Origin of the sequence: Rickettsia argasii T170-B (assembly GCF_000965185.1) — a bacterium.
Lineage (GTDB): Bacteria > Pseudomonadota > Alphaproteobacteria > Rickettsiales > Rickettsiaceae > Rickettsia > Rickettsia rickettsii.
Window position 1 is genome coordinate 16007 of sequence record NZ_LAOQ01000008.1, and the last position, 13703, is coordinate 29709.

Here is a 13703-nt window from a genome sequence, read left to right on the forward strand (position 1 = left end):
TTCTATATTTAATATAACAAAAATATAGGTAACAGAAATGCAATTAGAAAAGAATAAAAAAATAAATGAAGCAATAGACTTATTAGTAGAAGGAGGAGCAGACCTAAAGAGAGTACTTGGTCAAGATGGATTAATCAAAGAGCTAAGTAAGGGTATTCTGGAGAGGGCATTGCAAGCTGAACATTTAGGATATAGTAAGTACGGTAGGAAAGAGCGTGAGAATGCTAGGAATGGTAGTTTTAGTAAAAATGTAACCACAGAGAATGGAGCTATAGAGTTAAATATTCCACGAGATAGAACTGGTAAATTTGAGCCAATGATTGTAGGTAAGAAGCAGACTAGAATTGATGGTTTAGATCAGAAGATAATATCACTATATGCTAAAGGGATGAGTTTATCTGATATACGTATTCAGCTACAAGAGTTATACGGTGCAGAAATTAGTGAAAGTTTAATTAGTAGGATTACAGATGAAGTAATTGATGAGGTTAGAATATGGCAGAGTCGTCCTCTTGAGAGCATATATCCTATAGTATATTTTGATTGTTTAGTAGTTAAAGTAAGACAAGATAAGCAGATAATTAATAAATCAGTATATGTTGCATTAGGAATAGATTTACATGGAAGAAAAGATATTTTAGGATTATGGATCAGTGAGAATGAAGGAGCTAAATTCTGGCTTAATAATTTTACTGAATTAAAGAATCGTGGAGTAAAGATATACTAATTGCCTGTAGTGATAATCTCAGTGTCATGTCTGAAGCGATTGTAGCAGTATATCCAAAAACAGAGCATCAACTTTGTATTGTACATCAAATCAGAAATAGCTTGTGTATGTATCTTATAAGGATCACAAAGCATTAGCGGCGGATTTAAGGCTTATTTATAGCTCTAGTACAAGAAGATGAAGCACATCTTGCTTTAGAAGCCTTTGATAAAAAATGGAGTAAACAATATCCACATATTGCTAAATCATGGTATAGTAATTGGGAGAATTTAATAATTTTCTTGCAATATCCAGATAGTATTCGTAAGATTATTTATACCACAAATGCAATAGAATCACTGAATAGCCAGCTACGGAAAGTAACAAAAAATAAACGTGTTTTTCCAAATGATGATGCAGTGTTTAAGATTTTATACCTGACAATTGATTATATTAGCAAAAAATGGACTATGTCAGTACCAAAATTGGAACGAGGCCATGGCTCATTTTATGATCAAATTTGAGGGTAGAATTTAATGGTCTTGCCAAAATGTACACAATCAATTCAACAGAGCCTTGTGATACAAATTTACAAAATTGGGCAAATGGCGAAATCGTACTTACACAATGAATCTTAAAGTGTCAACACCGGCTGAAAAATGATACAGTCCGTGCTACGCTATGTTGAACAATTAATTGCTTAATGTTGAAATATTATTGCAGTTATTCCCTATCAAAATGTACTTTTATGACAGGGATTAAAATTATCTCGAAGCAACATAGCATAAGTTTTGGATAATAATACTGTATCAATTTTCATCCGTTGCTAACAGAGGAAAATCTCATGACTTAAATATCAGATAATTTTTTTATTATACTGTATTAATTTTCAGCCGGTGTATATTAAAAATCTGTATCATTTTTCGACCGGTGTTGACAGCGGCACTGACCATATTAACAATTTGTGCTTATTGCATACAAACTGTCATAGGCAAGTACATAGCAAGCGAGGTCAACTAATTGCAGCTGTTAGTAAATTGCTTGAGCCGTATGCGGAGTAATTCGCTTGTACGGTTCTTTGGGAGGAAAGCACCAATATGGTGCCTACCTACCCGCTTAGCTCTTTTGTTTTTGCAAACCAAGAGCTAAACTTCTTGTCTATGGATTTTCAATATGGTTTGATTAGTAATAACTGTCTTTGTTTGTTTCTATTGATGTTAGTTTTGTTGGTTCGGTTAGATATGGAGAGTATCTTGACTTTGAATGACTTTTTATTCCATCATTATGTTGGACTTATCAATTACTAGCTACTTAAGAAGCAAATTTTGCGAAGTCTTTTAATATCTTGGACAAAATTATGATAATAATTTTTCTTCTATAAATATTACTTGAAGACATTTATAAGTCCTTAGTGTCAAACAAATACCTAATATCTTGAAGATATTGATATATATCATAGCTGTCATCTAAATCTTCAAAACAAAATGGATGTTCAATATCTTGAACATCCTGATCTTCGTTATCATAATCTCCAAAAAGAGCTATCATCTTTTGTAATCCTTCATGTACTTTTTGTTCTACCTGATATATTTCTATTGCTCTTTCTTGCATTGGAGATAATTGTATTGTTTGTTTATACTTTTCTCCTGTAATCGATCTAGTAATAGCATCAGCAAGCATTAATGACCCACACCATTCTAGATCTTGAATAACTTGAGTATTACTACCTCTTCCATGAGTCAAAAGTAGTTTTGGACTATTATTATAGCTATCACAGGTTATGATATCATAATAGTAATTTCCAGTCTTATCATTAACTAACATTGATTTGCCTACCATATCAGAAGTTACTTGCAATTCTGTTGTAGGATAATTTGCTGATATTATTTTACCAATTTTTTCTTTTGCTTTTGTATTTGAGGTAATAACTTTGATTACTTGAGGTAAACTTTCTAATGCATCATAATACTCATCATCCATTAATTCTTCAATAACAACAGGTACTTTTTTTACTACTGCTTCAGCCACATTTTCCTGTGCATCGTAATAGATCTCATTATCATATCCTTCTGGACCTTTACCTTGTTGTGTTTGATTACTTGGACTATATGCATTGTGTGGATAAAATGGCTTTACTATAATAGACAATAATGCATACCCTGTTTCTTTAAGCGAATAAAAAATATTATTTATTATTGAAGATGATTTACTTGCTGCACTACTAGTAGTATGTTGATCTCGTTCTTCAATTTCAATTTGTTGCTCAATTGTTTCAACTTCTTCAAATGAGTAAGCTGCACGCTGAATCCGATTAAGACTAGCATTATTATTTAATAATTGTTTATCTATATCATGTAATTGATGCTGCCTAGAAGGAACCTGGTCCAATATATTACTACTTCCTTGCACAACATTTTTATATTCTGGGTTTTTAGGACTTTTTGATTCATCCATATAATAACATTTAGGGTGATGCACTAAGACTTTATGATTATTATGTTGTGACCAAAACACGCTTACATCACTTAAATTCAAATATTGTTCTTGTTCAATATTCAATAATGGAGAAAAACTATAATGACAAAAATATGATTTTGTACAATTTAACAATGTCTCTTTAAATATTAAGTCTTCATTATTAGGAAAACAGTTTTTTCCATATTTGATCTCTTGTAATACTAACTCTTCATCTTGATTATATACATTTAAAATATATGTAGTACCATTAATTAACAATGTGCCTATCTTGCTATCAGGTAATTTAACTTTAATCCTTAAAACACTTTTAATATCATTATCCTTATTATACCAGTCATATTTCATTTTAGGTGTTTCAAAATGAATTAATTGTACTGATGTATTAATATCTTTTATTTGTATCCCTTGAAAGAATCTCTCATCAATATGTTCAAGCTTCACAGTATAGATTCTTGTATTATTTTTTTCGGTATATTTATATACTAATTGTATATCATTTTCTGTCTCCAAAGGTTTAGTTTTAATAATAGATTTGCTATAATTACCATAGTGTTTAGTAATGTGAATAAGCCCTTTTAATGTTATCTTAAAATCTTTTGTACTTTCTTTTACGCTTATACTACCTTTCTTACCAATGCTTATTGCATCTACAATAGTTACATTCTTAGCACAAACTATTAATCTATCATGTATTAATGGATTATATAATACCAAATTTTGTTGATTTTGTAATGATATGTTTGAAACTATATTACCATTATTACATTGTATATCAGTATCACGTATATGACTTACATTGTTATGTTGATGTAACACAATACTGTTAGAATTAGCAAGATCTCTTATTGAAATATAATTTTTTAAGTCTAAATAAACACCGCCTAGGCAATTAAATTCGTATTGACTAGTAGTAGCACAATTTTCATTAATTGTACTACAATTAATATTTACTATAATAGTATCTTGTCTAGTATTAGATTGATCAAATAAAGTAATTTTATGCATAGATGTAAGAGCATACTTTTTAACCTGGATAGAATTGTTAGTGATATTGTAGGGATTTTGTTCTATTATGTCATCGTATGCGACAGAGTCAATCTGTATTTTTTCTAAGCTGATGCTACTAGATATCAGTATTATTCCTACAATGTCTACATAGACTATTTGATTTTTAACTAATGAGGTAAAATGTTTTTTGTTTGAGATATCGTGAGCATATTTAAAACTATCTTTTAATAATCTAAGAGACAGGGGAAATATTTCACCATTGGATTTCTGAAAAACAAAAATCATGCTATCAGATAAATTATATACAGTTGAATTATTAATCTCTAAAGTATCTTCTTTTAAAGAAATTTGACTATCACTTAATGTAGTATCCACCCAAATAGATATTGGCTTTCCTGTACTGTCTTTAAGTAATTTACTACTATCAATATCATTTTTTAGAATAGCATAAATTTTGCTTTCTTTAATAAAATAATCAATATCATTAATTTGTATATCGTCATGCTTAAAATGATATAATGTTGTTCCACTATTACTGGAATAAAATTTCATTATACTCCAGTTTGTAAAATTATACTTATTAATATAATTATAATAAACACTGATATTATAATTTGCATGTTCTAACACTTGATCAAACCTTAAATCATCTTCTAATTTTACTATATTACCATAATTTACTATCTCAGTATGTTTATTATCTTTAGGTGCTTCAGTTATATTTTTAACAATTTCTAAAACAGACTTCTTATCTTCAATAATTAGCACCCCATCACTTTTATCTATTTTCCCTTTTATAGATATGATATTTTTTATAGGATCATTATTAGTTATTATGCACCATCCTTTAATTGATACCCTGCTACTACACAGAAAAAGAAAATGCTCTGGAAAACCTCTGCTAGTAAAAGTCATTTCATCTAATACAGGTCGTAAATCATCTACTACAAAAGTATAGTATGATTTGTACTCAGTATGTATAGCTTGTAAAGATATTGTAAAAGGTCTGTTATTAAGATGTCCCATATCTATAATAACGTCAGAAGCATTTTTATTCTTAATATCAATTCTGCTAATACTAGGTGCTTCTAATAATATTTTAAATGTTAGTACATTAGAACTGACCTCTATACGGGTATCATGAAAGCCATGATGTGTATGGCCTTTGGCATACAATATTTCTATATTTGGAATATCTATAGTTAATGTCCCATCTATAAGAAGATATTCTAAGTTAAGCTTTAAGTAATCTTTATTTTTTAAAATAATACGACCAATAACTGTATCCTCTGAATAGATGCTTTTTATTTGCATATCACTTGTATTACCTTTTACATAAGCGTTATACCCTTTAAAGAACTTTCTATTTAAAAACTTTATACTTGTAGAGAGAGTATTATCTTCTAATCCAAAAGAGCTAGTACCATCTATATAATAGTTACTAGCTACACGTTTGCTATCATCACTTAATATAAAACTATGATTTCTATTACCAAATAATCCAATCTGATCTGGATAAGGTTTATGATATATCTGAGTAGTAACCACATATAGATTGGTAACACTAGAATTATTTTGTTGATGATTATTTAATTTATCTAGCCTAGTTAATCCTTCTTTAGTAAAATGTAGTTTCATATCCCCTTCATTAGGATCAAAATTAACATAAATAGATTGTTTCTCTGTGCTATTACTGTTACCATAAAGTGCTGTAAGACCATCACCAGATATTTGTAATGGAGCAGCGTCAACACAATTATTATTTTGTTCGTCACTAATTACAGAAGAAATTCTCTTATAACCCGAACTCTTTTCTAAAAAGACATTGTCTTCCATGCAGAAACGATTATCTTTAGGTTTAAACTCAACTATAGTATTCCCTACCTGAGCTTCATATATGACATCTTAGGTACTTTCACTACTACTAAACCATAACTAGTATTTGTTTGAGTGCTTAATCTATTTACTAATGATAAGTTAAGATCAGCTAATTGCCTTTCTGTAAGTATTGATTGTAACTTATCTTGCTCAAAGCCTAAATTCATTAAGAATGCTTTGCCAAATGGAATATCTAAGTGGTATTGTTTACGTAATGCTATTGCTCCATACACTAATTGTTCTGCCATTAATCCAATCCATAATGGACCAAGTTCTAGTCCAAACAACTCTGCAACCATTAATCCTATGGTAAAATATTGCTCTCCTAATTGATGCTTAATAATACCTGCTTCTTCTGAATCAGCAGGCAAGTTATTTAATTGTTTATGTAATTCTATAATTGAATGAATTGTTAATATCTTAAATTAGGACTTGTTAAGGGTAGTTTTTTAAGTAATGCTATTCTACTTTCAGGTAATACTGATCCCAATTTACTTATTAGTGAATCATACATTTTATTAAAAGCCATATCTCCTAACATCATTTCAGCGTTTTTTTGTAATCCTTCAAAATTACCAGTGTTCATTGATCTAATGATATCAGGCAAGAAAAATAATGTTTGACTAGTTATCCCAAGTGCATGAGCACGCGTAGCAGCTACAGAGTGTAACTCCTTCACACTCTGTAGTGATGGCTCTCTTAATTCAGATGAAATTTCAGGATGTTCCAACATTTTGTCTGCAATGATTTGCCAAGATAAATCAGATAAATCTTGAATAGTAATAGATTCTGATGTTTTTAACTTGTTGCTAACCTCGTTATGATAAGAATATAGTAAACTTTTTGTACTTTCTGGCATATTATTAAGATATGTAGTATCTACCCGGAAATTATGCTGCTTTACTAAATCTACTAAAGATTTACTTGCTTGTGGATCTAAAGATGATAAGACATTATGTAATTCTTCTATTCTAATAGAAATTTTTCCTGAATATTCAGCAAAAAAGTTCTCATGCAATGCCGTAAGTTCTGGTACTTTATCATCTAAAAAGAATAACTCTCTTACCACTTTTGCTGGTATTTCCTCTATCTTTGAGAAAGATCCTTTGTCAAGTAATACTAAATCAGAAACAACTTGATCAGGATTCCAGAATTTAGCTTGCTTTATCTTATTGGTAATTTCCTCTGGTACATTTTGTTTTAAAGTAAACAAGTCATATTCTATGCTATCACTACGCCATTTAAAAAATGCTTCGGCATATAATTCTATATCCGTAAACCTTACTCCTTCTTTGGTTTGAAAGCTTTGTCTATAGTTCAAATCTTGACTATATATATGATAACGATGCCCATCATATGATACTAATAAGGAATGTTTACCATTATCAAATAACCAAGCACGACTTGACGAATCAATTTCTGCTCCTACCAATTTTAATACCGTATCTTTAGGGTATTGATTAAAGAAGTCTTGTGCTTCCCGATAATGAGTTTGTAATAATTCCTGTTCTCGTAAACTATGGTTTATTTCTCCTTCACTAATTATATCTCCTATATTAGTCACATAAGTAAGAACATTGTCTGGCTTGATATTTGGATTAGTAGGTTCTGGATGCTCTAAAGCTACAAGATATGCTATTTGTGAATATAGTCTTGCACTGATTTTAGAAGATTCTACGACATTTTCTTCCAATGGTTCATATGGAAATATCTCTTTAGTTTCCTCTTCTTGACATAGATCACGTTTAAGACGTTTCTTACTAGAAGTACGAGTAGAACAACCAGAGCCAGATGCTTGCAAACCTATATTATCTCTGTGTTCTTCTAGATTTTCTAAATTAAACTTTACTTTTTTTATAGGTGAATCACTGCCTGTTCCTTTCCTTTTTAATATCCCACTCGTACCAGCTTGCTCTCCAATACTTACTCTACTTACTTGATCTAAAATACTCTTATGTGTTTTTTCATATTCTATAGAAGATTCACTCATTATCTCTTCTATCTCATCATATTGCACCTTACAAGGAGCATTACATTCGATACTTAGTTTTATTACTTCTATCAGGTTGTTTAAATATACATTAGTAGTAGACTTATGCTCAAGAAACCAATCAGGTATAGAATCAACTTTTATTGATACTTTACTTAATTCTGGTGTTTTTTGAAATTCATCCAGTAACGAACCTGAAATAGAACCTAACACAGGTAACATTTTAATGTGGTTTTTATTATTCTTGTTAAATAATTTTAACATTATTACAGAAGATACATATGATTGATCACCTGGTCTTTCTATTACAATATAAAATTTATCATTCAATATTACTTTATCTTTAGTTTCCCATATTAATTGTTGTTTCAAATTCTCTACACAATTATAATATTGATCTGGAGCATCTATTAGATAAACTTGTTCTATATTTTTTTGTGGCAAATAATGTTGAAGTATTAGTTTAATTTTATCAGATGTGTATTCAACTTTAATTGGTGCTTGCTCTACTTTTTCCAGTATCACATCAACATCTTCATCTCTTCCGGGCGAAAGAGAACCAGATGAAGAACTTTGATCAGATTCACTATGATCAGACCCTGAATCTACTGTTTCAGGATTGCTTGCTATATATTCACTTAACTTATTCTTTAAACTCTGTTTTTGTTTTCTGGTTAATTGTTGCTTTGAATCAATTATCTGCTCACCAAATTTCTGCCTATCAAAAAAATCTTCTTTAAATAATTTATAATCATTTGACCCATTACTATCTAAGAGTAAACGCAGTCCTAGATTTTTATCCACATTCTCCAGTAATGAAAACCATATTTTAAATAATCTTCTTGCATCACTGATAACAACTCCAAACCTTTTAGGAGTTAATTGATTTTCAGGAGGTAAATCTATAGATTTACAATATTCAGGTAATATCTCATTAATTTTTTCTTTTAAATTATTAATCGATTGTATTTCTCCCTTCTTAAGACTTTTTATTAATTCATTAAATTGTTTATTTATTTTCTTTATTAAATTGCCTTCTGCTCCATAAGCTGTAGCTTCCTTTACTGCTCTAAAACTAGCTTCAGCTCTGGTATTCCACTCATAAAATATAAAAGGTATAATATATTTTTCAACTATAGATAATTTCTGATCTAAACTTTTACTATCAAAGCCGAATATTTTATCTTTTATCCAGTCAAATTCTGAAGTGTGTTGTGGTTCTCTCCTTTGCTCAGGATTCGATATATCATCTTGTAAGTATTTTCCATAGTGATGTAGTAAATTCTTGATAGCAACTTCTGTAAGCTTTGTATTTTTAAGATTTTTCTCTAAAGATTTAAGGAATGTGGATACAGGAACAGTATGATTATCTTGTTTATTACTACCTCCATTCCTTTTGATCGATACTTTATTGATAATTGCTTGTTCATTAACTTCTAGATCTATATTAAGATTATTTATACCATATAATTTTATTATTCTAAGTCCATGTTTTTGACTAGCATTATTATTAATTTCTAATAATACTTTGTTAATAGGCTTCTTTAATTGCTCTTCTGCCTTGTGTTTAATCTTTTTAATTAGTTTATTATATTCTGTCCGATCATTTGTGCTATTATCACTGGTTCTGTAACTTGTATCTTCACTTTCAGTATCGCTAATAACCTCATGAATTACTTCTTGGTTGTAGATTTGTTCTATATATTCTCCTAGCTTACTACCTGTTAACCCATTATCTCGTATTATGTTCTTTATTTCATCTATAGTAATGCTAAGAGTAACTTTGTTATATCCTATATCTTTTAGATAATCTTTAATTATACCTAATCTTTGTTCATGTATTTTATTAAATATTTTTTGTTTAAATTGAACATCTTGAATCTTTTTAATATCGTCTATATCCAAATTTACTTTTAAATGTGTTGCGATAGATTTATTTATAGTTTTACGTAGTTGGCTAGCTTGTCTATGAACTTCTTGTCCAGTTTTTAATGATTTATATCCTTGTTTATATTTAGAATATAATAGAATGATTTTTGCACTATCTTGCTGACTTGTAAAATAATCTACGATTTGTGCTGCTTCTAATTTTAATTGCTTGTCTAAAACTTCTTTAACTAATTTTTGATTTAATATATTAGACTTATATTGTTTTAATTGCTTATATAACCATATGGCACTTACTTTACTTCTATTAGCTATTAATCGATCACCACCACGAATATTATCCTCAAACCATTTCTTTATCTTATAAAGATCTGAATTCAAATTCTCGAAATATTCTTTAAGATTATGAGCTAAAGTTGATGATATATCTAAAAAGTCACGACTCATTTTATTACTTTATATATTACTTATTAAAAATAAAGATAACTTTAAGTAGTAGCTATTCATAACTATCTACAATATCGCCAGTTAATTTTAATTCAGAATTTTCTTGATTATAATTTGTAATATCAACCAGTATTTCAGTATCAGTCTTATCATCAGATATAGGAATGATTATACTATTCTGGTCTTTTTCATCTACGTCTATGTTATCAATTCTCTTTTCAATTAAATTTATTAGTTTTAACTCAGGATAAGCCTTATAGAATCCTAACATATCAATATCACATTGAGAAAAGGACTCTAACATAGATTCTTGGTATTCCCTGAAAAGATTAAGTAAATTTGGAGAACAATTTATTAAGAAAATATATCCTTCAATAATTTTATTTAATATCTCTTCTTTTACTTCACCACACCCATGATAACATTCAGGACGATCATAATGATGCTTCGTTGAAATATGACTACCAAATGCTCCTCTAATTTGATCACAATACTTATCAAGTAAGTACTGAAATTTGTCAGAATCTAATTTATTTGTGTTAAAATATCTCTCTTCCCATATTTTTTGATCCCAATTCCAAGATGTAATGCACTGTTCAAAATATTCTTCAACCTCATCTTTTTCTTTTGTTTTGACTTTAAATTTATGTTTTTTTCTCCTTATTGTATGACCTTCATTATCTTCTACTGTCGGATCCCAGGATACTGTTTTTTTTATGCTGGAGCTTGCAACAAATTCATCTTGATTCTTATCAACTAGGCTTAATTGATCTATTCCTTCATCATCAGTTAATTCTAATCTATTCAGTAATCCTTGATGTATCTTCTCATATTCTGCATAAGGAGTATTCATGATTTCTATAATTTTATCATTTGGTATTTTACTCGGTGATTTATGCTCTATACTAAGTTTTATTACCTCTATGAGATTCTCTAAATATACATTAATAGACTGATTTTCACGAAACCAATCAGGTATAGAATCAACTTTTATTAATACTTTACTTAATTCTAGTGTTTTTAGAAATTCACCCAGTAACGAACCTGAAGTAGAACCTAAAACAGGTAATATTTTAATTTGGTTTTTATTATTTTTATTATACAACTTTAATATAATTGCAGAAGATACTTGTAGGTCACTATTAATAGATTGTTCAATTATGACATAAAATTTATCATCTGATACTATTTTATCTTTAGTTTCATGTATTAATTTGGCTTTTAAATTGTTTATAAAATTATAATATACATGATCCCCTATTACTTTAAATAAGTAAATATCTTCTATATTTGCATTTGGTAAATAACTTTTTAATAATGATTTAATATTTTTATCAGAATAGATTATACTTGATACACTAGAAGCCTGGTAAATTATACCTTTTTCGGCATTACCCTCTAATTCTTTTTTCTTATTTATTGTATTAATTTGTATACTCTCCTTGATTATTACACAATCCAATTTTCTTTTAGTCATGTTTAACCACCATGAAATAAGTTTAAAAAAAATTATATCATCCTATTGCCATAATTTTAGTATTAAAATTATTAATTGTAAATTTAATTTTAAATGAATTTTAATAAACATTAACAACTCAAAAATTATTGATAATCTTATGAAATAGTTAAAAAATCAAGAAGTTCTGAGACCTATACCAAACCTAATTACTATATTATTGATTTATCCTTTACTATAACGACTCTTAGCAAAAGAACTATCTTATAGTAACACTAATAGATTTAGCAATCATATTAGCCTTTAGTTAATTCTTGACTTATATATTTTTGTTTTTTGTAGCAATCTAATTCTGTATCATGAACAATAATCTTTAATATCTCACCTTACAATTACTATATCCCTGATAATATTAACTTAACTGTTTAGTCCCATATTGTGATGCGTGAGTAAAGAGGGATAAATTATACTGCATTTTATATAAATTTAATTTTTTATAATTTGCAATTATATTTAAACAATGTGTGTGTAATTGTCTTGTAACATTTGGTATTTTAAGATAAGTAGCAACAGTTAAGAAAAATTGTAAAGTCTCTAAAATTATTTTTCTTCCTTTCTCAGGAGGTTTAGCTCCTACTGTTTGTATATTATGTAACCGGTCAAATAACTTAATTAATAGCAATTCTTGTTTCTGCTGTTGATACAATATTTTAACCATTTCTGCTGCACTTATTTTTTTGTAGAAGTCAAGATTTGATCTTACAGACACTATAAATTTTGCACCTGATTGTCAGTTAAATTTTGACTGTCAGAGACGTATTCAGGATACAAGATTTCATTATTCTTTTCAACAGCTAATTTTTTACTATCCTTAAAAGTTTGCATAGGAGTTTTTCCATAACAATATTTTCCTGAATGTGGTCGCTCATTATTGAAATGCTCTAACCAAATATCAATATATAATTGTAAATCATCAAGATCTGTATAAATCTTTTTCCGCATAGCTGTATCAAAGAATTCTTGTTTCATGGTTTTATTAAAACGCTCACACATACCATTTGTTTGAGGAGAATATGCTTTAGTAGTAGTATGCTCTATACCTTCAATACTTAGAAATAATTCAAAAGCATGATGTTCTATATTTCCCTTATATTCTGACCCACGATCTGTAAGAATACGAAGTATTGGTATCCCTTGAGTCTCGTACCATGGTAACACGCGGTCATTAAGCATATCAGCAGCAGTTAAAGCTGTTTTATCAGTATATAGTTTAGCATCCGCTACCCTAGTATAGCTATCAATAAATACCTGAGAATAAACCTTACCTATACCTTTGAAATTACCTACATAATACGTATCCTGACATCCTAAATAACCTGGATGCTGCGTCTCAATTTCTCCATGAGCTTCTTTTTCCTAGCACTTGTAATTGAGATTCAGTAAGAACAATACCATCCTGAGCCATCTTTGCTTCTAATGCTTTAAGCCTTTTACTGATATTGTTTAAATCATTACGTAACCAAATTGATCTCACTCCTCCAGGCGATACAAGTATACCGCTCTTCTTAAGCTCATTTGATACTCTTAGCTGTCCATATGCTGGATATTCTATTGCCATATCCATTACTGCTTTCTCTATCGCTGGATCAACTCTATTCGCTATTATTGGCTTTCTTCGACTAATTTCATACAATGCCTCTTCGCCACCAGTTTCATACAGTTCTTTAAATCTGTAATAACTATCTCTACTATAGCCCATCGCTTTACATGCTGATGATATGCTACCAAGACTCTTAGCTAGTTCTAGTAACCCTATTTTTGGCTTTATTATTTTTTGATTTAAGTTCATTTTT

The 13703-nt window shown here is 29.1% G+C and carries 5 protein-coding genes and 3 pseudogenes; 2 read left to right on the top strand and 6 right to left on the bottom strand.

Going from position 1 to position 13703, the window contains the following annotated elements; all coding sequences use genetic code 11:
• Positions 1 to 37: 37 nt before the first annotated feature.
• A pseudogene (locus RAT170B_RS07070) lies at positions 38 to 1230 on the top strand (IS256 family transposase).
• Between the two features lie 372 nt (positions 1231 to 1602).
• A complete protein-coding gene (locus tag RAT170B_RS12505) occupies positions 1603 to 1767 on the top strand; it encodes an HNH endonuclease (protein WP_409994163.1) in 165 nt (54 codons plus the stop codon).
• Between the two features lie 337 nt (positions 1768 to 2104).
• On the opposite strand, the gene RAT170B_RS07875 is transcribed toward RAT170B_RS12505, so the two are convergent.
• The 6 genes and pseudogenes from RAT170B_RS07875 to RAT170B_RS07090 all read right to left on the bottom strand — a co-directional run bounded on the left by RAT170B_RS07875 (position 2105) and on the right by RAT170B_RS07090 (position 13699).
• Positions 2105 to 6028, bottom strand: coding sequence for a hypothetical protein (locus RAT170B_RS07875; protein ID WP_052691997.1), 3924 nt, complete (start codon positions 6026 to 6028; stop codon positions 2105 to 2107).
• A gap of 44 nt (positions 6029 to 6072) precedes the next feature.
• Positions 6073 to 6441, bottom strand: coding sequence for a hypothetical protein (locus RAT170B_RS07880; RefSeq protein WP_052691999.1), 369 nt, complete (start codon positions 6439 to 6441; stop codon positions 6073 to 6075).
• A gap of 41 nt (positions 6442 to 6482) precedes the next feature.
• Positions 6483 to 10394 carry a hypothetical protein gene (locus tag RAT170B_RS07885; RefSeq protein WP_052692001.1) on the bottom strand — a complete coding sequence of 1304 codons (3912 nt, stop codon included), beginning with the start codon at positions 10392 to 10394 and terminating at the stop codon, positions 6483 to 6485.
• Between the two features lie 52 nt (positions 10395 to 10446).
• Positions 10447 to 11871, bottom strand: coding sequence for a hypothetical protein (locus tag RAT170B_RS07080; protein WP_045805996.1), 1425 nt, complete (start codon positions 11869 to 11871; stop codon positions 10447 to 10449).
• Between the two features lie 391 nt (positions 11872 to 12262).
• A pseudogene (locus tag RAT170B_RS07085) lies at positions 12263 to 12589 on the bottom strand (hypothetical protein); the annotation flags it as partial.
• 29 nt (positions 12590 to 12618) lie between these two features.
• Positions 12619 to 13699, bottom strand: a pseudogene (locus RAT170B_RS07090) (IS481 family transposase).
• Between the last annotated feature and the right edge of the window lie 4 nt (positions 13700 to 13703).